This is a genomic window from Pontibacter chinhatensis (genome assembly GCF_900113285.1).
GTDB classification, from domain to species: Bacteria; Bacteroidota; Bacteroidia; order Cytophagales; family Hymenobacteraceae; genus Pontibacter; species Pontibacter chinhatensis.
In genome coordinates this window covers 183,317-208,965 of the sequence record NZ_FOOT01000002.1, presented here as the reverse complement: position 1 = coordinate 208,965, position 25,649 = coordinate 183,317, and the positions used below count along the sequence as shown (strand labels likewise).

Genomic DNA, 25,649 nt, shown 5'->3' with positions numbered 1-25,649 from the left:
ATGCTGGGAGCTATTTTTCTTATTTTACTTCTTTATGCAGTTAATCAGCCTCTGATAAGGGCGAAGAAAAAGTATTTTCCCTTTCTGAAAGTTAATTTACTAAATAATCTTTATTGGTGGCATATTTTATTCACTTTTGTTTACTATTTATACGCGACTTTTAATAATTCAGATTCTAAAGCATACTATACTCGAGTAGAGTCTGATTTTGCTTATCCTTCTTGGTTAAGCATTTACCAAACAGGTACACGTTTTATAGATTTCATAGCTTATCCATTTGTAAATACTTTAGGGTTTAGTTATGAAATGGCAATGGTACTTTTTGCTTGGTTCGGCTATTTAGGTTTCTTGTATTTTTATATCTTTTTTAAGGAAAATATTAGGGTAGATTTAAGATATAAAGGGTATGACCTATTTATGTTATTGCTTTTCCTCCCTAATATGCATTTTTGGACTTCTTCTTTAGGCAAAGGAGCCCTGATTTTCTTAGGAATAGCTATGTTCACTTATGCTTTGTCTGCTCCTCAGAGAAGATGGCTTTCATTACTTGTAGGTGCTCTGATTGTCTATCATATTCGCCCACACATGTTCCTTTTCCTAGGTGTTGGTGCAGTGGCAGGGTACATTACTGGCAGTGAGAAAGTGCCTATGTACCAAAAGGTGCTCATATATGTAGCATTTATTGGAGGGCTTGCAATAATGTATGAAAGTATTTTAGTTTTTGCTAATCTAAATGAGGAAGATGTTCTGGGAAGTTTTCAAGACTTATCTCAGGTTCAAGCTGGGCGCCTAAGTAGTGCTGGTTCTGGTTTAGATATAACAAGTTATCCGCTTCCTCTTAAGCTCTTTACTTTCTGGTTCAGACCTCTTTTTTTTGATGCACCAGGTGTTCTGGGATTGTATATATCGTTTGAGAATCTCTTTTATCTTTTGTTGACGTGGAAGCTGGTGGACAAAGACTTTATTCCGTTTATCAAACAGTCTACGTCCTTAGTTAAAATGAGCCTAGTAACTTTTGTCTCATCTTCAGTAGCCCTCTCCATGGTAATGTCGAACCTGGGCATTGTGATTCGGCAGAAGAGTATGGTTATGTATTTTTTCTTTTTTGTAATCCTAGCCTTTTTAGAATATAAGCAACAGAAAAAAAAGAGTTTAAAGGAAGAAGGAAAAGCTTCAGTTGCAATGCCAACCAAACGTTTACGTTTAATATAATGCAAAACATACCTGTATTTACTATCTCCCTAGATTTTGAATTATACTGGGGAATTTTTGATAAGACAGCTTTAGAGGGTAGGCTAGAGTATTTTAACAATACACTACAGGTAGTTCCTAAGCTATTATCTATATTCAAAAAAGAGCAAATTCACGTAACTTGGGCTACAGTGGGGATGTTATTTGCCGGAGACTGGCAGGAGTGGCGGCAATACAATCCGGCACAGCAACCAACATATATAAATAAGTATCTCTCAGCTTACCGACTTAAGGATCTATATGGTCAAAACAGTACACTAGATACTAACTTCTTTGCCCCTGAGCTAGTAATGCAAATAGCTACTACACCCTATCAGGAACTAGCCACCCATACTTACTGCCACTACTATTGTAAAGAGCAGGGACAAACTCTGGAGCAGTTTAAAGCGGACCTTAAAGCAGCCAAAAAGATTGCAATAAAGAAAGGATTTCCAGCTCCAGCTTCGCTAGTTTTCCCGCGTAATCAATTTAACCAAGTTTATCTGCAGGTGTGTTTAGAGGAGGGAATCACCAGTGTGAGGTCAAATCCCAAAGACTGGTTTTGGAAAGACACGGTTGGGGAAAACCTGTTGAACAAGATATTTAGAACTGGAGATGGATATCTACCATTAGGGCAGAGAACTTCATACCCGCTATCATCGCTACAACATGTAGAGGGAGTGCCTTTGGCGATACCAGCAAGTAGATTTCTTAGGCCGGTGAATGGTAGTAAGCCTCTTTTAAACAGACTTCGCCTGAAGCGTATTCTGAACGAAATGTCGGAAGCTGCTAAAAGGAATGAATGCTACCATTTGTGGTGGCACCCGCATAATTTTGGTGAATTTCCAGAACAAAGTTTAAAAGATCTTTTAGAAATCATTAACCATTTTGGTAACCTTCACCGACAGTATGGGATGGTAAGTATGACAATGAAGGAAGTTCAGGAGTATATTTGGAGTAGTACGCGTTAGGTTTACGGTGATAGATAAAGTAAATATCTTAGCATAAATATAAATGTTTTTTGCTTCTTTCAGAAGAGTTAAATCCCAATTGGGGTCAAAATTAATTTTAGCAATAACACACCCTACACCTTACCCTATTTATGAGCAGGTGAAAAGTAAGTAATATGCCAAAGCTTTTCAGAATCACTACAGTCCCCCTTTCTTTACAGAAGCTCATCACTGGGCAGCTACCTTACATGCGTTCCAAAGGTTTTGAGCCGCTGATGATATCTGCAAATGGACCTGAAGCTAAAGCAGTGGTAGAGGAGCAGGAGTGTGAGCATGTGCTGGTGCCCATGACACGCAAAATTACCCCTATCCAGGACTTAAAAGCGTTATGGCAGTTTTATAGGCTCTGTGTAAAGCACAAGCCAGAAATTGTCCATTCACACACACCCAAAGCCGGCATTATTGGCATGTTGGGCGGTATGCTGGCAAGAGTACCAGTGCGTTTGCATACAGTAGCTGGCTTGCCACTGATGGAAACCAGTGGTGTAACGCGCAGAATCTTAAACGCTGTGGAAAAACTGACGTATGCTTGTGCTACCAAAGTATACCCTAACTCAACAGTACTGAAAGATTTTATACTTCAGAGTGGCTTTTGCAGTCCTGAAAAGGTGAAGGTGATCGGCAATGGAAGTAGTAACGGCATCAATACACAGTTCTTCAGTACAGAGGCGCTGGAGCAAAGCCAGGTACAACAGCTCAGGCAGGAAGTGGGAATACAACCGGAAGACTTTGTCTTTTTGTTTATTGGCCGGCTGGTAAAGGATAAAGGTATTCGTGAGTTGGTATCAGCCTTCAAAGCGCTGCAAACCCGCCACAAGTATTTGAAATTATTGCTGGTTGGACCACTGGAGCAAGACTTGGATCCACTGCCCTTAGAAACTTTGCAGGAAATAGAGCAGAATGCTTCTATCCTGACAGTCGGATACCAGAATGAGGTGCGTCCATACCTGGCACTGAGCCATGCACTCGCTTTTCCATCCTACAGAGAAGGGTTTCCTAATGTACCAATGCAGGCGGGCTGTTTTGAGTTACCTAGTATTGTAACAGACATAAATGGCTGTAACGAGATTATCGTGGAGGGGGAAAATGGGCTGATCATCCCACCAAAGAACGAGCAGAAACTGCTGGAGGCCATGGAGCGGCTGCTAACAGACAAAGTATTATATTTGCACCTAAAGGCGAATGCTCGTCGCATGATAGTAGAGCGCTACGATCAGCAGCATTTCTGGGAATTACTCTACCAGGAGTATCAGGAGCATCTCCAAAAGAAGGGACTGTTCAATGTTAAGAAGCCCTCAACAACAGAGGCCTAGAAGAGAATATTTAATCATTTATACACAAGTTTGTTTGAAGGGCGCTTTTGCTAGGGTTATTTGCTTCAAACAGAAATGGTAAAACAAACAAACATATGAGAATAGCAGTAGTGGGCACGGGCTACGTGGGCCTGGTGACGGGCACGTGCTTTGCCGAGGTGGGCATCGACGTGACCTGCATCGACATTGACGAGCGGAAGATAGAGAACCTGCGGCAGGGCATTTTGCCCATCTACGAGCCGGGGCTGGAGGAGATGGTGGAGCGCAACGCCCAGAAGGGCCGCCTTAGCTTCTCCACTGACCTGTCGGAGGTGGTGGAGAGCTGCGGCTGCGAGGCCGTCTTCATCGCCGTGGGCACCCCGCCGGGCGAGGACGGCTCGGCCGACCTGAAGTACGTGCTCGCGGTGGCCCGCCATATAGGCCGCTCGCTCAAGGGCTACACGGTGGTGGTGACCAAGAGCACCGTGCCCGTGGGCACGGCCCGGAAGGTGCGCCAGGCCATCGCCGAGGAATTGGAGGCCAGGGGCGAGCAGATTGACTTCGACGTGGCCTCCAACCCCGAGTTTCTGAAGGAGGGCGCCGCCATCGACGACTTTTTGAAGCCCGACCGCATCGTGGTGGGCGTGGAGAGCGAGCGGGCCGAGCAGGTGATGAGCCGCCTCTACAAGCCCTTCCTGATGAACGGCCACCCGCTCATCTTCATGGACATCCCTTCGGCTGAAATGACCAAGTACGCGGCCAACGCCATGCTGGCCACCAAAATCAGCTTCATGAACGATGTGGCCAACCTGTGCGAAATCATGGGCGCTGATGTGAACATGGTGCGCCGCGGCATTGGAAGTGACGCCCGCATCGGCAACAAGTTCATCTACCCGGGCATCGGCTACGGCGGCTCTTGCTTTCCCAAGGACGTGAAAGCCCTTATCAAGACAGCTTCTGAGAACGGCTACGCTATGCAGGTGCTGCAGGCCGTGGAGCAGGTCAACGAGCGGCAGAAGTCGGTGCTCTTCGACAAGGTCGTGGCCCACTTCAACGGCGACCTCGCTGGCAGGACCTTTGCCGTGTGGGGCCTCTCCTTCAAGCCCAAGACCGACGACATGCGCGAGGCTCCCTCGCTGGTCATCATCGAGCGGCTGCTGGAGGCGGGCGCGAGGGTGAAGGCCTACGACCCGGTGGCCATGGCCGAGGCCCGTCACTCGCTCGGCGACAGGGTGGAGTACGGCAAGGACGAGTACGAGGCCCTCATTGACGCCGACGCGCTGCTCTTGGTGACCGAGTGGCCCGAGTTCCGCTCCCCTAACTTCAGTGTGGTGGGCAAGCTGATGAAGGAGAAGGTGGTCTTCGACGGAAGAAACATCTACGACGGAGCAGAACTGGCCGCCAAAGGATTCGCCTACCACGGCATCGGGGTGGCTCAACAAGTTCCTCAACTAGATTCAACGTCAGCAACCGAATAATCGGTTGCTGACATAATAACTTTACAACATAGTTGCCTCCCTCGGGATCAGCTAAGGATTTATGAACTGGTTTTACCGTAATTTTTTAAAGCGGCTATTCGATTTTATACTTAGCCTGATAGGTTTTACTATATTATTGCCGGTTTTTCTGGTAGTAACAGGCTTGCTATACTTTGCTAACCAAGGGAAACCCTTCTTCCTGCAGCCACGGCCAGGAAGAAATGGGAAGATCTTCCGGGTGATCAAGTATAAAACGATGAACGATCTGAAGGATGAACAAGGCAATCTGTTACCAGATGAAGTGCGCCTGACGTCAGTAGGAAAATTTGTGCGCAAGACGTCTTTGGATGAAATACCACAACTGCTGAACGTAATCAAGGGAGACATGAGCTTGATTGGACCTCGCCCTTTGCTGGTGGAATACCTGCCCCTATATAACGAAGAGCAGCAACGAAGGCATCAGGTAAGACCGGGAATAACAGGCTGGGCGCAGGTTAATGGACGTAATGCCATCAGTTGGAATCAGAAATTTCAGTATGATGTGTGGTATGTGGATAACATGACGCCCTGGCTGGACCTTAAGATTATCTTTCTGACTATCTTTAAGATATTTAAATCAGAGGGAATCAGTGCAGAGGGCGTGGCCACAATGCCTAAGTTCCAGGGGAATGATAATTGATTTTGGTGATTGTACAGGATTATTTGCTGGTCTGATTATTTGAGTTCGAAGCTCACATTATGATTAGTTCATATTAAAACCTTAGTTACTGGACAAAATATTAATCCTGTTAAACGTTGCTTTCAATCGAATTGCAGAAATCATACTTTGACTTTCTTCTCAACTCTCTAACTCCCAAACTCTCTAACTTACCATGTATCTTTACGGAGCCAGCGGACATGCAAAAGTCATCATAGACATCCTGCAAGAAGCAGGTGTTTTGGTAATTGGTCTGTTTGATGATAATCCGGACCTGAAAGACTTGTGTGGTATAAAGGTACTTGGAAAGTTGGGGCCGGAGCAGCATGTGGAAGAGCCGCTTATTATCAGCATTGGGAACAATAGCATCCGCGCCAGAATTGCACAGCAACTGCAGGTAAAGTATGGACAGGCCATTTCCACTACCGCTATCTTATCCCCGAGCGCTGAAGTAGGAGAGGGAACTGTAGTGATGCAGGGAGCTATCATTCAGACAGAAGCAAAGATTGGAAAACATGTCATCCTCAACACCGGGGCAAAAATAGACCATGAATGTGTGGTAGAAGATTTTGCACATGTGTCGCCAGGTGCCGTACTTTGCGGAAACGTCTCGGTAGGAGAGGGAACCTGGATAGGTGCGGGTGCTGTAGTAATTCCCGGTATCAAGATTGGCAAATGGTGTAAGATCGGGGCTGGCGCTGTGGTGATACGGGATGTTCCGGACAATGCTGTTGTAGTTGGCAACCCGGGTAAGATTATAAAATACTGTTAACATGAACGAGAAAATCTGGCTCTCCTCGCCACATATGGGCGAGCAGGAGTTTAAGTATGTACAGGAGGCTTTTGAAACAAACTGGATCGCCCCGCTTGGACCGCATGTAGATGGCTTTGAGCGTGATCTGGCTGCTTACCTGGGAGAAGGAGTACACGTGGCGGCCCTGAGCTCCGGAACGGCTGCATTGCACCTGGCACTCATCATACTTGGTGTGCAGGCGGGTGATGAGGTAATCTGCCAGTCGATGACCTTCTCAGCCTCGGCTAATCCTATAGTTTACCAAGGCGCTACCCCCGTTTTTGTAGACAGCGAGGAGCAGACCTGGAATATGTCGCCGGAGCATCTGGAAGCTGCAATTCAGGACAGAATTGCTAAAGGCAAAAAGCCAAAGGCTATTATCCTGGTACATCTTTATGGTATGCCTGCGCAGATGGACCGCATTATGGCCGTGGCCGACAAGTATGAAATTCCTGTGATAGAGGACGCGGCAGAAGCACTTGGCTCCTCCTATAAAGGGCAGAAACTTGGTACTTTCGGTGCGCTAAGTATACTTTCCTTTAACGGGAACAAGATCATTACGACCTCCGGTGGTGGCGCGCTAGTATCTAAGAACGAAGAGTGGATTAAAAAGTCGCGCTTTCTGGCGACGCAGGCCCGGGATGCTGCGCCGCACTACCAGCACTCGCACATCGGCTACAACTACCGCATGAGCAATGTATGCGCCGGTATAGGCCGTGGACAGATGGAGGTGTTGCCATTGCGCGTGGAAAAGCGCCGCAGCAATTACGAGTTCTATAAAGAAACATTTGCTGAGAATGAGGCTATACTTTTTGCAGAGGAGCCGACCGGTGAATATTACTCCAACAGATGGTTGAGTACCATCCTGGTAAATGAGCAGGAGGGAATCACAAGAGAGACAATCCGCCTGCACCTGGAGAAGGACAACATCGAAACGCGCCCGCTCTGGAAACCCATGCACCTGCAGCCTGTTTTCGCTGATGCTCCTTTTTACGGGGATGGCACCAGCGAACGCTTGTTCGAGCTAGGGCTTTGTCTTCCTTCCGGCTCAAACCTTACACAAGAGGATCTGGATAGGGTTGTAAAGCAGATTAAAGCTTTGTACCAGGAAGCTAAAGTATAACACAGGCAACAACTGATAAACCAAAAGGCGAAGGTTGAACCTCATAGGTTCAACCTTCGCCTTTTTACTGAATCAACTTATTTTCCTGTCGGATTGTTGGCACCTTGGCCACTACCTCCGCCGCCACTCTTGGTGCCGGTGCGGTTATCATCGTTGTTCTTCTTGTTCCAGGCACCTTGTCCTTGTTGCTGGGAGGCGGTTGCTTTCGTTCCTCCCTTTCCTTTATCTACGCCTCCCTTAATGTTCGCTTCGTTTGAATAATCTTCCGGATTAAGCTTTGCATTTGCATTGCTGGCCAGGTTACGTTTAGTCTCTTCGGTCTTATTTTTCTTGTCTGCCATATCTACATAGTTTGTTTGTTTTACATGCTTTGCTTTAGCTTACGCGCGATTAAGGCAGAGGTTAAACATCTCGTGCTTCAATTTCAGTGCAAAACTCCGGTAGGTGTTTCCAATAATCCTTAAAAAAAGAAGTAATGACTGACATAAATTTTATCCAAAATTAATGATAAGAAAGAAGCATCTGTGCAGGCTTTATACTATATTTGCACAGTTTTTAGGATAGTATGTATTTTGCTTTGCTAATATTTAGCAGTGCACTATTACAGTGTAATTTCCATTTTATAGCTATAAATAGTAAGGAAAAGGTTATACAACTTAGCTCAAAACTTTGCGTTCATACAATCGAATTACAGCCCGGGCAGCCGTGTGAAGTATTGAATATTTAGCATACCCTATGCTTTGTAGGTATTGTTATTTATATTTATGGGTTTTATCTGTGTGGTGTTGATTGAGTAGATTTTACAGAAAAATACAGTTTCGGTCTAATGCAGCGTTCCTACTGCAGAAGACTATGCTGTAATAATCATATATATGAAAATATTGATTAACAAGTCACTTCCTAAGTGGATAGTGCTTTTAATTGACCAGCTGATCATGAGCTGGTCTTTCGCTCTTTCTTTCTTCGTCATTAAGCAGTTCCACTTCGAGGAGATCATGCGTGGGCACTTCCTGGTATACATTGGGCTATTTGGGCTTGTGTCGCTGATCACGTTTTATACTATGCGCATCCATACTGGGCTTATCCGGTATTCGAGCATATACGATATCAATCGCATCTTTACAGCTGTGCTTATTGCCAGCCTTTCCTACGCCATTCTTATAGGCGCCTGGGTTGCTCCCGTGCATAAAATAGACTCGGTAAACATATACCTGGTATTGCTGATCTGTTTCTTCATCTCGTCTACTTTGCTAACGCTGGTAAGGATGGGAGCCAAAGCCCTGTTTATTTTCTTCAAGAACAGCAATGCCGGGGAGCGGGAGCGTGTGCTGATCTATGGTGCTAATGGCTTTGCCATACTTCTGAAGCAGGCACTGGAAACAAGTGGCATGGGACGCTTTGTTATCCTGGGTTTCCTGGACGAAAACTCGAATAAGGTGAATAAGCATATTCACCAAAAAAAAGTATACCACATTGATGACATCGAGCGGCTGCAGGAAAAGCTGAGAGTAGATAAGGTATTGGTATTTGCTGAAGATCTGACATCAGCCACTCAGAAGCGTTTTGCGGAGCGCTGTGTGGAACTGGGCATTAAGGTCCTAACCGTTCCTCCAACCGAGCAGTGGATGTCCGGTCAGCTGAGCATGAATCAGATCAAGGATTTGAAAATCGAAGATCTGCTGCAGCGTCCGCCAATCGTGATAGAGAACGAGCGCATCAGCAAGGATCTGCGCGGCAAACGCGTGCTGGTAACGGGTGGTGCGGGCTCCATAGGCTCTGAGATTGTTAGGCAGGTAATGGGCTATAAGCCAGAACTTCTGATTATCTGTGACCAGGCCGAGTCCCCTTTGCATGAGTTGCAGCTTGAAATGGAGGAAAAGTACCCAGGAAGTAAAGTTGCCATCTTCATCGGGGATATCACTAACTCCAGCAGGATGTACTCTATGTTTAAGGAGTATACCCCGGACATTGTCTACCATGCGGCTGCCTACAAGCATGTGCCGATGATGGAGAACAATCCTTGTGAGGCTATCCTAACCAATGTGCTGGGAACTAGAAACCTGGCAGATCTGTCGCTGACCTTTGATGTGGAGAAGTTCGTGATGATTTCTACGGATAAGGCTGTGAACCCGACTAACATTATGGGTACTTCAAAGCGTATTGCTGAGATTTACATTCAGTCGCTCAATAACCTGCACCATGGTAAGGTAAATGGGAACAAGCACCCTTACAAACAGGTTACGCAGACCAAGTTCATCACTACTCGTTTTGGAAATGTGCTTGGCTCAAACGGTTCTGTTATTCCGCGCTTCCGTCAGCAGATTGAAAAAGGCGGCCCAGTTACCGTAACGCACCCTGATATCACGCGCTACTTCATGACGATTCCGGAGGCAGTGCAGCTGGTGCTGGAGGCCGGTACCATGGGTAATGGCGGTGAAATCTTTATTTTTGATATGGGAGAGCCGGTGAAGATTGTGGATCTGGCCTACAAAATGATTCGATTGGCTGGTCTTACTCCGGATGTGGATATTAAGGTTTCGTTCACAGGCCTCAGGCCAGGGGAGAAGCTCTATGAGGAGCTACTTAACGAGGAGGAGTTAACGATACCTACCCACCACGAAAAGATTAAAATATCCAAGGTACGCAACTACATTTACGATGCAGTGGTAGCGGATATTGATGAACTTTTCCAGCTTAATAAAACGAAGGACGAGCTGCAGGTAGTGCGGAAGATGAAACAGATTGTGCCGGAATACATCAGCAAGAACTCCCGCTTTGAAGAACTGGACTTACAGATAAACTAAAATAATTCCCTTCTAAAAGAAAGAGGCCTGCTGTCTGAACAAGCAGGCCTCTTTCTTTTTAAGGTAGTTGTGACATGTATCATATGATGCGGGTGCATCTGATCATGAACATTAATGATCAGACTTTAGCTCAATTGGATCATAGACTCAGCTTTATTCTTTATCGCTTAACAACAGTATCTTCCAAGCCTTCTCTACCTGATTGTCCTCTAGGATTTTCTTGCCTAATAACTCCAACTCCTGGCGAAGCCTGTCTCTATCACTTTTATACTTGCTCGAGATAAAACTTACCAACGGGTCAGACTTTATATTTTCGACCTCCTCTAGTGAAGGAACGGTTTCTGAGTTAGCAAGGCGGGCCAGGTTGTTGCCTGTAAGGATGGGGCTGTTGCGGATAAAGTCAGGTAGTTGATCAAAACCGATGCCTTTGTTGCGCACCGGCTTCGGCAACTTGAAGATGCAGTCTCCGTTGGCTCTCAGGTAGTAGTCGCCACCCATACGGGCCACGGCATCGAGCTTGAAAGGATCTATCTTATCGTTTTCGTCCAGGATCTCCTCCTTTACATGTATAAGGAGCACTTCACATATCACAAGGTTTCCAGCCCCTCCCTCAGGACCTAAGCTAATCACTTCGTTTACCTTGCACTCGAATGCAACAGGCGCTTCCTTCACGCGCGGAGGCTGTACTAGAAAGGAAGGTTCTGGGGTGAGGCCAGATTTAATAAACTCGTTTATGCCGCGGTCATACTCGGTGCTGGCTAGCGACATTTGCTCCACGATATCAAAGCTGGCGATGTTGATGACCACCTCCTTTGTTTCCAGCACATTCTCAAACGTATGCTTGCCCGTGTTGTCGCGCACCCGGCGGGCAGGGGAAAACACCAGTATAGGAGGTTTGGCGCTAAACACGTTGAAGAAGCTGAACGGGCTTAGGTTCACGTTTCCCTCCCGGTCGGTGGTGCTGGCAAAAGCGATGGGGCGCGGGGCGATAGCACCCAGCAAAAGCGCGTGTACTTCCGCCGTTTTAACCTCCTGTGGGTTTATGGTCAACATGAAGTTAGAGAGTTTAAGAGTTGAGGATTTAAAGAGTTAGAAGGTTAAAAAGTTAGAAAGTTAAAGAGTATGAAAAGTAAAATTAACCTCTAGCAACTTCTAACTAACATCTAATAACTTTAGTTAAACAGCCGGTAACACCTTTGTTCTCACCTCGCCGAAGCCGATGCGGATGCTGTTTCGCTCGGCGTGTCCGCGCATGATAACCGTATCGCCATCGTTGATGAATTTGCGCTCGGTGCCGTCAGAGAGTATGAGGGGGTTAGAGCCGCGCCAGGTTAGCTCAAGCATAGAGCCGTAGGAGTCCTTCTCGGAGCCGCTGATCGTGCCTGAGGCATACATGTCACCTACCTGGATGTTGCAACCGTTGCTGCTCTGATGGGCCAGTTGCTGGTACATGTTCCAGTACACGTACCGGTAGTTGGAGTGGCAGATACTGTTTTCCTGACCGCCTTCCGGCTGCAACAGCACCTCCAGTTTAATATCGTAGTTGCGGTTGCCCGTAAACTCCAGATAAGGTAGTGGCCTGGGGTTCTGCACCGGCCCTTTAACCCGGAATGGCTCCAAAGCATCCAGCGTGACCACCCATGGCGAGACAGACGAGGCAAAGCTTTTAGCCAGAAAAGGTCCTAGCGGCACATACTCCCAGGTTTGAATATCGCGGGCCGACCAGTCGTTGAACAGGACCAGGCCGAAGATATAGTCATCCGCTTCGTTAGGGCTTATACTTTCTCCAAGCTCGGTTTCCCTGCCGGTGATGAAAGCCACCTCCAGCTCAAAGTCCAATAGCCGGGTAGGGCCAAAAGTTGGTGCTTCGGCATCCGGAGCCTTGGTTTGTCCTTTGGGACGGTAAATATCAGTACCCGACACAACGATGGAAGAGGCACGGCCATGGTAGCCTATCGGGATGTGCTTCCAGTTTGGCAGCAGGGCATTCTTCGGGTCTCGGAACATGGTGCCCACGTTGGTGGCATGCTCGATGCTGGAGTAGAAATCGGTATAGTTGCCAACCTTTACGGGCATCAGCATTTCGGCATCGCTTTGCTTTACCAGCACAGCACGGATCAGGTTGCTGTTGCCGCTGATCTCGTCATTGTCGTTGCGTAGCAGCTCGGAAACCCGGTTGCGGACAGCCCGCCAGATGGGTTTACCCAAAGCGATGAAGTCATTGAGGTAGGGGCGATGGAACACGTTAGGGTCCAGGTCGATAAGCTCAAAGAAGTCGCGGCGGCCCAGCTCACAAAGGTCCAGGATATACTCGCCTATGGCCACACCTACACGCGGGTCGCGGTTGGGGGCACGGAAAATGCCAAATGGCAGGTTCTGAATAGGGAAATCACTTTTAGCGTCTATCTCAATCCAGGAATGCAGCGAAGGGTCGTTGGCTCTTATCATGTGCAGGTCAGTTCTGGTTAGCTATAGTACAAATATAGCTTTTTTGCCCACCTGTATGCATGGGAACGGCCGATTTTATACTTGTCAGTAACAGAGGTGGCGCTGAGGCATATTTATACTTTGGCGCAGGGCAGGAGGTGGCGGCAAAGTATAAAAGAAGGGTAGTGGCTGAAAATAGAAGGGGTGTGACTGCTGCTACAGCCACACCCCTCATTATACTTTAATAAATTATGCGTTGCTCTCGTTACAGCTCGGTAGGAGCCACGTTAACGGCCTCCACGGCCTTGATTTCAGGAACCGCTCTGAGTACCGATTGCTCCACGCCTGCCTTCAGCGTCATGGTGGACATAGGACAGGTACCGCAGGCGCCCAATAACTCCAGGCGCAGCACCATCTCGTCTGTAACCTCCAGCACCTTCACGTTTCCTCCGTCAGCCTCCAGGTAAGGCCGGATCTGGTCGAGGGCCGATTCGATGCGAAGCAGGAAATCCTGATCTATGTTTGTGGCTGCCATATATTCTTAGCTTTTGATTTCTACTGGTTTAGTCTTGGCCAGGGTAGCGTTGCGTACCGATACCTGCTGGGCCACGGCCTGAGCCAACTCCTTGAAAACACCGCTGGCCGGAGAATCGTTCTGCATTACTACCGGGGTTCCGGCGTCGCCGCTCTCACGGATGCTCTGCACAATTGGCACCTGGCCCAGCAACGTGATGTCAAACTTCTCGGCAAGTGCCTTGCCACCGCCTTCCCCGAAGATATAGTATTTGTTCTCCGGAAGCTCAGCAGGTGTAAAATACGCCATATTTTCCACAACGCCCAATACTGGTACGTTTATCTGCGGTTGGCGGAACATCTGCAGGCCACGTACGGCATCAGCCAGGGCCACTTTCTGCGGCGTAGTCACGATCACAGCGCCGGTTACCGGCAGGGCCTGCACCATGGTCAGGTGAATGTCAGATGTTCCCGGAGGCAGGTCCAGCAGCAGGTAGTCCAGCTCACCCCACTCCACATCAGAGATAAACTGACGCAGCGCAGAACTGGCCATCGGGCCTCTCCATACCACAGCGCCATCGGCAGGCGTCAGGAAGCCGATGGACATCATTTTAACCCCATACTTCTCTACCGGCTGGATATAGTTCTTGCCGTGGTCACCCTGCACCATAAGCGGGCGATCCTGCTCGGCACCAAACATCGTAGGAATAGACGGACCGGAAATATCGGCGTCGATGAGGCCTACGCGGGCACCGCTTTGCGCCAGGGCAATGGCTAGGTTAGAGGTAACGGTAGACTTGCCCACGCCGCCTTTACCGGAGGCCACGGCAATAATATTCTTCACGCCGTTCAGCACTTCGGAGGTATCGCCACGGCCAGAGGTTACGCGCGAGGTCATGTTCACGGTTACGTTAGCCTCTTTGTCTACCATGGCATGAACAGCATTCACGCAGGCATTGCGGATTAGGTCCTTGAGCGGGCAGGCTGGGGTGGTAAGTATAACCGTGAAGCTCACGTTTTTGCCATCCACCTGCACGTCCTCAATCATGTTGAGCGTCACCAGGTCTTTGCCCAGATCCGGCTCCTCCACATAGCTAAGGGCTTTTAGTATATCTTCTTTTGTGATTGCCATAATTTTGATTGTATGCCTTGCAAAGATACGAACAAATCCTCCTCCTTAAAAGGCAAACTGTATACTTGCAACAAGCATAGAGGAGTAATAGTTTTAGAGTTAGGATAAAGCATGAGGTTATACCTGAACAAATGTATGAAATATGGGAAAAACGGTGATTGAGGTACAGAAAGGCGACATTACCAAATTAGCAGTCGATGCCATTGTGAACGCAGCAAACAACAGTCTCCTGGGTGGGGGCGGCGTGGATGGGGCCATCCATCGTGCTGGTGGCCCGGATATCCTGGAGGAGTGCCGGCAGATACGCGCCCGTCAGGGAGGCTGCCCCACTGGTGAGGCCGTGATCACAACGGCTGGCCGGCTACCGGCAAAATATGTGATCCATACAGTAGGACCCGTCTGGCAAGGAGGGCAGAAAGGGGAGCCTGAGTTGCTGGCCAGTTGTTACCGCAATTGCCTGAAACTGGCTAAGGAACATAATGTGGAAAGCATTGCTTTCCCCAACATCAGCACGGGCGTGTACGGCTATCCAAAGGATAAGGCCGCAATGGTGGCGGTGGAGACTGTGAAATTATACTTGCAGGAGCACGAGACTAGCGTAAAACAGGTGGTTTTTGTGTGCTTTGATGAGGAGAGCTACCGGCTCTACCAGCAGTTGCTTGGCAGATGAACTACCAGTGCATGCAGAAGCAGCCATTGACTGTTGTTTTGCTATATGAAGAAGAGGCTATATCTTTAGCCGATATTTTGCTTGCCTATGGTAGCGGGAGCACTAATTCAATTGTATTTTACAAGCTCTACAATTGTTAAATACAAGGAAAGTTTTCTTGCTTAAATAGGATTATTTTAGTATATTACTTCTATGGAAACAGCAGTTAGAAAAAGGCCCGTACACCTGGGCGACCACGTAAGAAGAATGAGAACCGCTTTGGGAGTGAAGCAGGCTTCTCTAGCCAGTGAACTGGGAACTACCCAGCAGAATATTTCCAGAATTGAACAGGAAGAAGATATGGATAAAGCCACGCTGGAGAAGATCGCCAAAGCTCTTGGCGTGACACCCGAAGCAATTGAAAACTTCCCGGAAGAGGGAGCAATGTTTAATGTGCAGACTTTGCATGATAACGCTTCTGGGAACTTTAACAATTACACCTTCAATCCTATCGAAAAAATCGTGGAGTTGTACGATGCGCTGCTAAAAGCCGAGCGGGAAAAGAACGAATTGCTGGAAAGAATGCTGAAGGGTCAAACACCTGAAAGATAGACTTTCTGCGGTTTCCCTTCAGAGCCTCCACCTGATCTGGTTGTCTAGAGCCACACTAGGTGTGTGCCCAGCACATGGGCGCCATAAATGTCATGCCTCACAGAGGCTGTAGAACTGTTGTCCAGCTGCAGGCCTGTTGCACCTGTAAAACGTAACTCCATTCCTAAAGCGGTAAAACGCCGTGATCCTTACCGAGTAATTGGGAGCCTGCAAGCACGCACCCAGCTCCTCTCTTCACAAGCAGATGGTCTTTTAAACTCCCTGCCTTAACAGCATTACCTGCCCTCCATGGCACAGTCGATCAGCGGTCTCCTCCCGAAGGTCAGTCACGGCTCTCTTAATATGAAAGCTGCTTTAGCATCTGTCTTATCTGCTGCGGATCCTGCAGGGTTTCCACCTCCTGTTTCATGAACTCAATATCGAGGATAATCTCATTCTTTTCGTGGTTGAACTTCTGATCCATTTGCTTGGGTGTGCCGTTCTCTGGCTCTGAACCCCAGGGGTTAGCCTTTGTTCTCTTCATTTGCATACTTTCTTTGTTGTTCTCAAACATAGAATATGAAAACAAACACACCCCTACTTTTCCTGATGGCCGCTTTTTCGCTTTTCGCCTGCGAGAAAGGAGAAGAGGTCGAAGCTGAAAAACTGCAGGTCCACCAGCCCAGCGTAGACTGGATCAGTAAGATGAAGATTCACAATGATCAGGTCCAGCTCGTATGGTCGGCCACGGCTACCATCACCACAGCCTTTGAACTTGAAAGAAAGGTCGGCGGTGCTGATTTCGAGGTCATATTCCGCCTGGATGGCGCCGATGTGAGCCCTTATGTCAGTTCTTATAGTTTCACGGATCATAACCTAGAGAAGTACCGCGTAATCCAGTACAGGATCAGAAGTTTCTCCGAAGATGATACGTCTGAATACACCAACATCCCATCGCTTGTAATAGGTGAAATAACCAAACAGGGCAACTACAGCAATGCCAGGTATGAAAGTCAGCTGTGCAGAACCCAGGACGGGGAGGTAGTGATGGTGGGAGGAGAAAAGTACCCGTCCACCATCTACACCGAGAAGTTCATACCGGCCACCGGTGAGTGGCTGACAGGCCCGGCACTGGCACAGGGGAGAAGGGGGCACAGGGCCCTGTTGCTTCAAAGCGGGAAGATACTCGTTACCGGAGGCACTGCCCGGGACAAGCATTTTGAGAGCACCGAACTGTATGACCCTGTGACGGGCACTTTCTCCCCAGGGGCCTCTATGAAGCACCCGCACACGAGCCACACCATGACGGCCCTGGAGGATGGCAGGGTACTGGTAGTGGGAGGATATAGGAGCAATGCTGTCTTTTCAGATAAGTGCGAACTATATGACCCGAATGAAGATATATGGAAAGAAATAGCGCCCTTGAACACAGCCAGGGCCGGACACAGGACCTTCCAGCTCACAAACGGTGATATCCTGGTCATAGGAGGTGTGACAAGGGATGTGGAAGGCCACCCTACGGCGTCCTGTGAGTTGTACAGCTTTAGCACGGGCACCTGGAAAGAGGTAAGTCCCCTGCAGTCCAAGAGAAAGGACTTCACGGCCTTCAAAGTAGCCGAGGATAAGATCCTGGTGGCTGCAGGAAGCTATTGGGGAACAGACACGCAGATAGAACTCTATGATGCCGGCAACCTGCGTTCTCTAAAACAACCCAATTCCTTGCTCAGCTACCATGCTACCGAGGCGGTAGACCTGGGGAGCGGGCTTGTCCTCCTGTATGGGCGGGTGAGCTATGGTCTGAAGCAGGATCACCCCCTTAGCCTGCAGGTTTATGACAAGGCCTCCGGGCAGTGGCTGCTGACGAACTTCCTGCCTTTTGAGAATAAGGAGATCTACGATGTAGGCGTTAACGGCGTATTGCTGGAACAAAGCAAGGCCCTGTTTACGAGCGTCGAGAATGAATCACTTACCTTTCAATTAAGATTGGAAAGATAGGAATGTCTAGGGGAGGTTATTGACACTCATATCTTTGAGGCCGTAGCTTAAGCCTTCGTAAGCTGCCGCTCATCCTTCACCTCTGAGTATAGCTTCTCCAGTATCATAGAGCCCTGCACCGACTTTACCACCATCTAACGCACAAATGCCTCATCCTTCAGCTTTGGGTAACGGTCGCTTAGTTTCAAGGGCATTTCTTTGATTGATTGACTGAAGCGAATGCTGTCATAGAATAAATTGTGGTCATCATTGACAATAAAAAAGATAGTTCTTTGTATACTACAAGCAATCAGGCGTAAGCTATTTCACCTTTTCTTTTAGCCTTTCCACCTTCCGGGCGGCTTCGGCGGCTTCCTCCTGCTTTTGCCTGGCAAGCTCCTCTGCCCGCCGGAGGAGCAGCTGTTTTTCCTCCAGGCGTCCGACGTGCAGCGCTACTTCTTCAGGGCCGCGGTGGTAGACCGTATCAGCCCAAAGGCTGACCTGCGGGTGATAGAGCCGGATAAGGCGATACTTCACATCATGCTCTGAGAACTTTGTGTTTTCCCTATAAAGGCTCAGGCAACCTCCGGCCGAAACGGCTGTGATGAGCACCAGCAGCAATCCCCCCAGCGCGAACCACCTGGCACTGTCTTCCACATGGTGGTGGTGTTCCACGGGAAGCACCCGGGGTATGGCCGAGACCGTGGCCCGGATAGCCTCCAGCTGCCCGGCCAGGCCTGCAGGGGTGTTGGAGACCGGCTGTTTGCTTAGCAGCTGCCTGAGCTCTTCAAATTGCGGGCTGTAGTCCGGCAGCGTGGCCTTGGCCTGCGTTGCCTCCAGTTCCTTTAGCTGGCGGGCCTGCAGGGCGATCAGGGCTTCGGCGTCATTGAGCCGGTCGGAAAGCTCTACTATTTCCATGAGTTTCTACGGTATGCCTGTTGGGTGGTGGGATGAAGGTCTTTCGCTCTTTCAGCCGGGCTCCGGCGGGCTTGGGGCTGCTGTAGGGGCTGGCGGTACGCCCGGAGCACCGCTCTTTTGTCTAGCAAGAGTCCATCCGGCTGCAGCTTGCCTGCCCGGGTCACGCTTAAAAGGGAAAAGGGCCGGTTGTGAGAGGAAAGCCGCTTCCCCGCCGCGCGTTTCTCCAACCTTTGCAGGCGCGAACGCAGGTTCTGTTCGAGTTGCCGTGTGATCCGGCCATAGCTCAGGCCAGGGTCCAGCGTGGATCCCTTAAAATTATAGGCACCATGCCTGAAGCTTACGCCCAGCACCTGTCCCGTACCGCCCTCGTGCTTAAAGCGCGCGGAGACTCCCTGCCGCTGTAGCCGTGCTTGGAGTTCCTCCCAGCTTTTTGCCTGCTCCAGCACCAATCGGATGATATCGTACAGGGCAAATCGCGCTGATTCCCTGGGGTTCAGGCGTTCCCGGCTTACCGCCTGCTTCCCTGTGTTGAGGTGGTAGCCGTGGCGGTCTATCATCTGGCTAATTACCCTCATGTTGCGCTGGTACTGAAAGTCAACCTCGATGCGCCGGCCTCCATAACTGACAGCGTTGTAAACTATATGCACATGCGGGTGTGGCGTATCCCGGTGCTCTGCGATCAGGTACTGTGTGTTTCGGATGCCCATCTTGTCCATGTATTCCCTGGCACGGGCCACCATCACTTCCCGGCTTAGCTTATCCCTATCCTGCCGGCTCCAACTCAGGGAAATGTGTCCTACCTTGTTTTCCAGCCCTGGGTTAAGCTTGCTAACCAGGCCAAAGTCCCGGATCATGTGGGGCACGCTGTCGGTTCTGATACCGTCTGCCGCCAGTATCCGTGCCGCGGGCTTTTGGGCCACATAGGCCACCGAGTCCGCGATGCTCTTACTCATGTGTACTTTGCCGATCATCACAGTCCAAGTATAAAAGCAAATGATTGATGTGTTTTTCAGCCCCTTGGCATGCCTCTTCCAGTACGGAGATTCCCTGGTGGCGCAGAAACTCCCGGATCCGGTACACATGCTGGTGGAGGCTGGTCAGGTGTCGCACGAAGTTGGCCTCCCCAGGGGTGAGCCTTGCTACCACCACGCGCTGGCGGATGGCAGCACGGAGCCATTCCGACTCAGACATGCCCGCTGCCCTGGCTTTTGCCTGCAGCAGCAGTTTTTCGGTTTCGGTCAGGCAGGTTTTGGCCAGCCTGCTGTGAACACGTGAGGCTTTCTTCCAGGGCTTGCCCTTCTTTTGGAGTACTTCTTTTTCCATTATCTAAAAGGGTTATAGTGAAGAAAAGTATGTTCGTCTCACTTGTGGCCCAGGGAAGGCATGCGAGCCTGAACCTAGAAAACTGTGGTCGTCGGTGCGGCGCAGGAGCCGTGTTTTGGCACTATTGAGCTGTTACTGGTATCTGTACAGGTGTTTGGATTAACCACCACCTGTCCATCGGACATGATTACGAAGAAGGTGATACCCAACATCCAGACCTGCCGCCTTGCTTGTTATTGGCAGTGGGGCTATCTCCACCTCACAGCACAGGACCATCTGGCAGCCATCTACATGCTTGACCACGCTGGGGGCTTCATTGCACCTTGTGCTGTCCGCAACTTACGGTAGGTGACTTTCCGATTCTGGGCAGCTGCATCCTGGAGATATTCTCGTGCAGCTTTACACCCTGTTTGTAGGAGAACGAGCGGTAAAGGCTGCGTTTGGCGAAACTGGGCAAGCCCTTGCCCTACTGGAAGAAGCCAACGTAGGGTCTGAAGAGCCTGTGGGTCACCTTCTGCAAGGTATAAAGAGTGCATGCACCCAATCCTCCCCGCTTCCTTTGCAATAGCAGAGCGTTCTCTATGCATCTGGTTCTTGCTGATGGATAGCTTATGGAGCGTGTACAGTTGTTTCTTGTAATCCAGGCACGGGTTATAGACATACCTGCAGGAACCAAGCCACTGGGCGGTTGCTTGCGCCTGCGACTTTGTCGGCTTGAGCTTGAAACGGTATATCCTAAGGGGATTCACTGCTTCTTCTGTCCTGTCGAGCAAAGATAGCAGGCGTCAGGCGCAGGAAGGGAGAACCTTTGTTACAATACCTCTGAACATAAGGTACATTCTCGCTGAACATAGCTGCATCATCACGGGATGAGAGTCTCGGCTGCTGAGGCCTTAGCCAGCAGGTAAGCCTGGTCAGACATCACTTCCATTTGCTCCACTTTCAATCCCAACGCACCGGCTTTCTCCAGCAGAAGTACACCAACATCCCCTGCCAGCACCTTGCGTCATGCTATAGCTGCTTGTAACCTATCTTGTATACTCCAGGTGGATGATGTTTTCCAGCATTTCGGTTTACCCTCCTACACATGCACGATGAAAGTTGTAAGAGGGCCAACAGTATATCGTTTTTCTTTTTCACTATGTCGAGTGGTTCAAAACAAAGCTAAAGTCATCCATTGGCTAAAGCCCCAGGTGCTATAGCTTTCGTTGACATTTCCTGTATGTTGCAACTTGGGTTGTATACTTGGCAGTACGCTAAACGAGCGCCGCTTTTCTCAGTTTATGGAACAGGCACTTTCAGGCGTCCGGGACAGCTGGCTATTTCCCAGACGCCCGGGACTCCTCATGGTCTTCCTCTTCCAGCACATACTTGTAAAAACCGCCGCCCTTGTCCCAGCTGCAGAAGATTAGCGTTTTGCCATCGGGCGATACACCCAGGCCGCGGGCTTCGGCGCCGTCTAACTCGGGCAACTCCAGCGTCCACATTTTCTTGTTTTGCTCGTCGCGGAAGTGGAAAGTGGCAGGCACTACGCCGCTGGCGCGTACCGCTGTCCAGAGGGTGTTGTTGGGACCTATTTCGATGGCGTTGCAGCCGGCGGCAATGCTGGTGATGTTCTCCTGATGCTTATACTTTACGCCATCCTGACTGGTATATACTTGTATATAAGGACTCCCAGAATTCGGGAAGTATAGCGTTTTGCCGTCGGACGTCATGGTGAATTCACGGGACAGAATGCGCTCCGGCAATTCAATAGTGCGAACCAGTTCAAAGGTATGCGGCTCCTTTTCGCTCTGCTTGATCACGTAATTCGGGTCCTCGCCAAACAGCGACATGGCGTAAATCTCCCCTTTGCCGTTGATGCGGGGTGTGAGGATGGCCCTGCTCCCAGCCGGTACCTCCCAGGCTGCGATGCCTGTGCCAGTAGAAGCATCAATCTTTAATATATGTCTGTTGCGCGCTACCAGGATGTTGCCGTCTGCATCTACGCTTATTCCGCTGGTGTTTCTGAGGTTATACTCCTGCCCGTTTACCGTTACCTTTTCCAGCGGTGAGAAAGGCGCATCAGAACCATCTGCGTTTATAATTTGCAGCGTGCCGCTATAGCTGGCCAGCCAGAGCTTGCCCTGCTTATCCCATTTGGCGCCATAGCCGGCACCGTCCGCTATTTTGCCCTCCAGTTTATAATTCGGAGCAGGAACCTCCACAAAATCCTCCAATGGTTCGTTGCTCTTCATGAGCCTGAAGGCCTGTGCCGTTCCATAGGTGACGTGCTTGCCATCGGAGGCGACGATGCGGTGGTAGAATGTGACAGCCTGGCCTTCCGCCGCGTTTTGCAGCAGCGCATACCAGTCTTGCTCGCGCAGTTTTATACTTGCCACGCGGCCGGTGCTCTTGTGCAACCGTATACTTCGGAATGCCGTGTCGGAAGCCAGCTGGTACGTATAGGATACAAAATCGCCATCGGGGTCAACGGCCTTTTCCCACTTCACGCTGTAGAGCGCTTCCGTATCACGCACCGCGTACACATTGCGCGCGTTGTGGGAGCCCACCTTCACGGCGGCCGGAGCCTGGTTAGTAGCCGGGTATAGCTGCGCTCTTAGCTCGCCGTCCGGGTTTTTATGTGTTTTAATACGGATGTGGAAGGCACCAACTGACAGCAGTTCTTCGAAGCCGGCTGGCACATCCATACTTCCGTTGAAGCTGCCTTCGCGCCCGTTTCTGGATTTTAGCTTCAGAGGCAGCACCTCTTCGCCCAGCTCGGTATGGCGACCACGGTGAAGGACAATGCCAGAAACTTTATCTTGCAACCCGCTGAAGTCACCGCTAAAGTATACTTTGCCGTTGCGCACCTGTACTTCGGCTATGCCCGTGCCACTTGTTGGAGCATCGTTGAGCTGATGGAAAGTGGAGAAAGCGCCAGATGCCATATTAGTTATACTTACATCGCGTCGGATGAGGTAGCCGTTCACGCTCTCGATAAACTGTGGCAGGACTTTCTCGTCAAACACCACCATATCCTCAGAGGCCTCTTTGCCAATATCATAGGTCGTGTATATGAGCGTGTCCTGGTCGTAGAAAATATCCACCAACGTGACAGTGTTCATAGGGGCCTTATCGAGCGTGAGCCAGGACCGCGGGCCGGAGCCGGCGGCACCTGCATTCAGTAACTCCAGGTTGCCACGCTTGCCAGGGTAGTAAGCGTGCTGGTGACCGCTGATGTAAGTATGCACTTTATACTTTTCGAGCAACTGCTGCAGCTTCTCGGGGTTGTTGAGCAGGTTGCCTTTGGAGTCGCGCTCCTGCGCCACGGCATAGAGCGGCATATGCCCCAGCACGAATCTATACTTTGCTTTTTGAGCTTCCGGCCTGGCAAACTGTGCCTCCATCCAGGCAAGGTTCTCCTCGGTTATCTCCGGCGAAGAAGCCTCCCACGACACAAAGAAGGCATCGCCGTGCACGAACGAGTAATAATATGGGAAGTGGCTTTTGTCGATGAATTTGAGGTTTGGCAGGTGCCCGGGTTTGGTCCAATAGGAGCCGGCGGCGTTTCGCTCCATAGCAAAAGAGCGGGATCCGTCGTGGTTGCCCAGCGTGAAGGCGAAGGGGATGTTGGCCTTGCGCAGCGGGGCAGCGATTTGGGTATCGAATCCGCGCCACATTTTCTCCAGTGTCTCTGCTTCCGACACACCTTGGCCAGCCACCATGTCGCCGCCGCATACTACTAAATCGGGTTGCCAGATGCGCGGGATGCGCTGCATGATGCTGTCTACCTGCCACTCGTAAGTAGCTGCACCGAGGCCGGAGTTCAGGTCGCTGATGACGGCCAGGCGCAGGTCGCCACGGCGCGCGGGCAGCTCGGGATACTTCTCGATGGCCACCAAGCGTATGGCATCGGCTACTACTTTTTTGCCCTTGCCTTGTCCCAAAAGCTCCAGGAAATCGCCGGGTCCAAGTATAAAATTGCCCAGCACGTTCCAGCGGCCGCTGGTAGCAAAGGTTTTCTGGTTTACATGCAGCGTGTCGGTTTTGCCATCGCGGTGAAGCACGTACGGCACATGCTGAGCGTTGGAAGAGGTATCTACCGTCCACCAGGCGGCGAGCTGGTATTTGCCTTTGGCTATACTTTTAAAATGATACTTGGCTTTGTTGTAGGCGCTTGTGGCAGCGGCCTGTCGTGAGAGGGAGGTGCCATAGTAGCTGGCGTGGTTGGTGTTGCGCCAAAGGCCGTACTCGGTGTATTGCTCGCTGTCGGTATCGATGTAGGTAATGTCGCGTTTGGGCCTTGCCTGCTGCTCAGTCAGCACCAATGCATTGGCGTTTTTGCGGAGGCTATTACGGTTGCCGTTGGGCACGTCTGTCGGGATGTTCACTACCTCACCGGCCGCTACCATCGCCGATGAGCCGCCGCCGTCGAGGTTCACGGCCTCCACACAACCCAGGTCCTGCATTATTTTAGCCAGCTCCAGGATAGTCGCCCCGGCGCTGGCTCCCTGGCGACCATCCACCACGACCATCACCAGGGTATGTTCATCGGGGTAGCCGATGGCCGTGCGCGGATGCCGGCCCAGGTGGCTGGCGCCAAATCCTTCTATAGGACCCACATCCACCAGTTTCCCCTCCTTCACAAGCATCGGACCGCCTCCAACGGCCTGCTCCGGCAGCCAGAGCCTGCCTGTCTTGGCTGTCGGGACTAGCTGCCCCGGCTGGTTGGGGAGGCTATACCTGTAAATCAGGTCCCCCAGAGGGCTATGCGTCCAGGCAATCTCAGGCTTGCCGTTGACCATGCCAAAGGCGCCACGCGTCAGCACCCCGCTCTTCGATTTAAAAACGCCCGGCTCAATGAGTTCTCCATCTGTAATATAAAGGCTCACCGACCGTGTCGCGGCAAAGTAACCGCCGTTGATGGCCAGAATTGCGTCATTATCCTGGTAATGTTCGAGCGTGGTCTGCCGGTTTGCCGGATCCCCCACCGCCCGTAGCTTCAGGTTCTTGTCGCGTAAGTCCACGCGGGCATACATGGCCCGTACAGGTGCTCCGTCGCTTAGTGTACCGTCGGTTTCATATACTTTAATGGAAGCCGGCAGCAGGATATTCAGGTCCTCGCGCGGCTCCCAGTTGAGTTTTTGTGCCTGGGCTTCTGAGGCAAGAAGTATAAGTATAAATGAGGTTAGCAGGGTAAAGCGTTTCTTCATAGGGAGTTGGATGGAAGTATGGGATCAAAAATAAGGGTTTCTCTATACTTTACATGCTAAACATTGATTTTGTGCTTGTAGAGCCGGGTCCAACCACCCCTAACCCCTCCTTAGCCAAGGCGGGGAACTCTGTGATTACTGGTACTAAAGTATGAATTCTATAGCCCCAGTTCTCGAGCGGACAGGTGGAGACCAGTCCCTACAAAGTATAAACCCACCTCTAACCCCTCCCAGGAGGGAATTTATATTTGCCATTTCCCTGTCATCTCGAGCAGGGCGAGAGATCTGGCTAGAATTCTCTTTAGATCTCTCCCGAAGGTCGAGATGACAGCAGTAGCTATCGAATGCTTCCCAGCCTTTGGGTGGAGCGCCTTCTAGATTTCCGGTTTCTCTTCAGCGAAATTGCGACCGAAGGGTAGCAAAGGAAATGTAGACAGCGCGATGCCCGAAGGCGAGGCCTCCCGGCCTGGGAGGGCACCAAAGTATAAATGCAACAAGCT

Annotated in this window: 24 protein-coding genes; 12 read left to right on the top strand and 12 right to left on the bottom strand. The window is 50.2% G+C overall.

Annotated elements, in window-relative coordinates:
• The 7 genes from BM040_RS06220 to BM040_RS06190 all read left to right on the top strand — a co-directional run bounded on the left by BM040_RS06220 (position 1) and on the right by BM040_RS06190 (position 7,623).
• The gene (locus tag BM040_RS06220; protein ID WP_175491000.1) at positions 1-1,212 is read left to right on the top strand and encodes a hypothetical protein; all 1,212 of its coding nucleotides are present in this window, start codon (positions 1-3) and stop codon (positions 1,210-1,212) included.
• Entirely contained in the window at positions 1,212-2,201 is a 990-nt protein-coding gene (locus BM040_RS06215) for a polysaccharide deacetylase family protein (protein ID WP_175490999.1), read from the top strand. Before BM040_RS06220 ends, BM040_RS06215 begins: the two co-directional genes overlap by 1 nt.
• A gap of 155 nt (positions 2,202-2,356) precedes the next feature.
• Entirely contained in the window at positions 2,357-3,553 is a 1,197-nt protein-coding gene (locus tag BM040_RS06210) for a glycosyltransferase family 4 protein (protein WP_092099649.1), read from the top strand.
• 95 nt (positions 3,554-3,648) lie between these two features.
• Positions 3,649-5,010, top strand: a complete 1,362-nt coding sequence (locus BM040_RS06205) for a UDP-glucose dehydrogenase family protein (RefSeq protein WP_092099648.1) — start codon at positions 3,649-3,651, stop codon at positions 5,008-5,010.
• A gap of 61 nt (positions 5,011-5,071) precedes the next feature.
• Entirely contained in the window at positions 5,072-5,689 is a 618-nt protein-coding gene (locus BM040_RS06200) for a sugar transferase (RefSeq protein ID WP_092099647.1), read from the top strand.
• A gap of 193 nt (positions 5,690-5,882) precedes the next feature.
• A complete protein-coding gene (locus BM040_RS06195) occupies positions 5,883-6,479 on the top strand; it encodes an acetyltransferase (RefSeq protein ID WP_092099646.1) in 597 nt (198 codons plus the stop codon).
• A gap of 1 nt (position 6,480) precedes the next feature.
• Positions 6,481-7,623 (top strand): DegT/DnrJ/EryC1/StrS family aminotransferase, encoded by a 1,143-nt coding sequence (locus BM040_RS06190; RefSeq protein WP_092099645.1) that lies wholly within the window; start codon positions 6,481-6,483, stop codon positions 7,621-7,623.
• 77 nt (positions 7,624-7,700) lie between these two features.
• Here the strand turns inward: BM040_RS06190 and BM040_RS06185 are convergent, their stop codons facing one another.
• Complete coding sequence (locus BM040_RS06185) at positions 7,701-7,964, bottom strand: hypothetical protein (protein ID WP_092099644.1); 264 nt, start codon at positions 7,962-7,964, stop codon at positions 7,701-7,703.
• A gap of 531 nt (positions 7,965-8,495) precedes the next feature.
• Between BM040_RS06185 and BM040_RS06180 the strand changes: the two genes are divergently transcribed.
• Positions 8,496-10,427, top strand: coding sequence for a polysaccharide biosynthesis protein (locus BM040_RS06180; protein WP_092099643.1), 1,932 nt, complete (start codon positions 8,496-8,498; stop codon positions 10,425-10,427).
• Positions 10,428-10,580: 153 nt separating this feature from the next.
• Here the strand turns inward: BM040_RS06180 and BM040_RS06175 are convergent, their stop codons facing one another.
• Together BM040_RS06175 and fahA are read right to left on the bottom strand one after the other, a co-directional pair.
• Positions 10,581-11,480, bottom strand: coding sequence for a flavin reductase family protein (locus BM040_RS06175; RefSeq protein ID WP_092099642.1), 900 nt, complete (start codon positions 11,478-11,480; stop codon positions 10,581-10,583).
• A gap of 123 nt (positions 11,481-11,603) precedes the next feature.
• Positions 11,604-12,875 carry a fumarylacetoacetase gene (fahA, locus tag BM040_RS06170; RefSeq protein ID WP_175490998.1) on the bottom strand — a complete coding sequence of 424 codons (1,272 nt, stop codon included), beginning with the start codon at positions 12,873-12,875 and terminating at the stop codon, positions 11,604-11,606.
• A gap of 59 nt (positions 12,876-12,934) precedes the next feature.
• Between fahA and BM040_RS21685 the strand changes: the two genes are divergently transcribed.
• The gene (locus BM040_RS21685) at positions 12,935-13,099 is read left to right on the top strand and encodes a hypothetical protein (RefSeq protein WP_175490997.1); all 165 of its coding nucleotides are present in this window, start codon (positions 12,935-12,937) and stop codon (positions 13,097-13,099) included.
• A gap of 20 nt (positions 13,100-13,119) precedes the next feature.
• Here the strand turns inward: BM040_RS21685 and BM040_RS06165 are convergent, their stop codons facing one another.
• Together BM040_RS06165 and BM040_RS06160 are read right to left on the bottom strand one after the other, a co-directional pair.
• Positions 13,120-13,389, bottom strand: coding sequence for a NifU family protein (locus BM040_RS06165; protein WP_092099641.1), 270 nt, complete (start codon positions 13,387-13,389; stop codon positions 13,120-13,122).
• 6 nt (positions 13,390-13,395) lie between these two features.
• Positions 13,396-14,499, bottom strand: coding sequence for an Mrp/NBP35 family ATP-binding protein (locus BM040_RS06160; RefSeq protein WP_092099640.1), 1,104 nt, complete (start codon positions 14,497-14,499; stop codon positions 13,396-13,398).
• Between the two features lie 142 nt (positions 14,500-14,641).
• Here BM040_RS06160 and BM040_RS06155 point away from each other — a divergent pair, with 142 nt between their 5' ends.
• Positions 14,642-15,169 (top strand): O-acetyl-ADP-ribose deacetylase, encoded by a 528-nt coding sequence (locus tag BM040_RS06155; RefSeq protein WP_092099639.1) that lies wholly within the window; start codon positions 14,642-14,644, stop codon positions 15,167-15,169.
• Between the two features lie 192 nt (positions 15,170-15,361).
• A complete protein-coding gene (locus tag BM040_RS06150) occupies positions 15,362-15,760 on the top strand; it encodes a helix-turn-helix domain-containing protein (RefSeq protein WP_092099638.1) in 399 nt (132 codons plus the stop codon).
• A 337-nt stretch (positions 15,761-16,097) separates the two neighbouring features.
• Here the strand turns inward: BM040_RS06150 and BM040_RS06145 are convergent, their stop codons facing one another.
• On the bottom strand, positions 16,098-16,283 hold the full coding sequence (locus BM040_RS06145; protein WP_139217776.1) for a hypothetical protein: 186 nt from the start codon (positions 16,281-16,283) through the stop codon (positions 16,098-16,100).
• A 35-nt stretch (positions 16,284-16,318) separates the two neighbouring features.
• Between BM040_RS06145 and BM040_RS06140 the strand changes: the two genes are divergently transcribed.
• Complete coding sequence (locus tag BM040_RS06140; protein WP_092099636.1) at positions 16,319-17,734, top strand: Kelch repeat-containing protein; 1,416 nt, start codon at positions 16,319-16,321, stop codon at positions 17,732-17,734.
• A 300-nt stretch (positions 17,735-18,034) separates the two neighbouring features.
• Here BM040_RS06140 and BM040_RS06135 read toward each other — a convergent pair whose 3' ends face one another.
• From BM040_RS06135 to BM040_RS06115, 6 genes are all read right to left on the bottom strand, one after another.
• Positions 18,035-18,631 (bottom strand): hypothetical protein, encoded by a 597-nt coding sequence (locus BM040_RS06135; protein WP_092099635.1) that lies wholly within the window; start codon positions 18,629-18,631, stop codon positions 18,035-18,037.
• Positions 18,622-19,584, bottom strand: a complete 963-nt coding sequence (locus BM040_RS06130) for a relaxase/mobilization nuclease domain-containing protein (protein ID WP_175490996.1) — start codon at positions 19,582-19,584, stop codon at positions 18,622-18,624. The genes BM040_RS06135 and BM040_RS06130 overlap by 10 nt, the downstream gene beginning before the upstream one ends.
• Positions 19,577-19,954 (bottom strand): plasmid mobilization protein, encoded by a 378-nt coding sequence (locus BM040_RS21680; RefSeq protein WP_175490995.1) that lies wholly within the window; start codon positions 19,952-19,954, stop codon positions 19,577-19,579. Before BM040_RS21680 ends, BM040_RS06130 begins: the two co-directional genes overlap by 8 nt.
• Positions 19,955-20,241: 287 nt before the next feature.
• Positions 20,242-20,703: a helix-turn-helix domain-containing protein gene (locus BM040_RS22155; protein WP_394333078.1), complete on the bottom strand. Its 462-nt coding sequence runs from the start codon at positions 20,701-20,703 to the stop codon at positions 20,242-20,244.
• 113 nt (positions 20,704-20,816) lie between these two features.
• Positions 20,817-20,954: a hypothetical protein gene (locus BM040_RS21675; RefSeq protein WP_175490993.1), complete on the bottom strand. Its 138-nt coding sequence runs from the start codon at positions 20,952-20,954 to the stop codon at positions 20,817-20,819.
• A gap of 319 nt (positions 20,955-21,273) precedes the next feature.
• Positions 21,274-25,149 (bottom strand): phosphodiester glycosidase family protein, encoded by a 3,876-nt coding sequence (locus BM040_RS06115; protein ID WP_092099631.1) that lies wholly within the window; start codon positions 25,147-25,149, stop codon positions 21,274-21,276.
• Positions 25,150-25,649 lie beyond the last annotated feature (500 nt).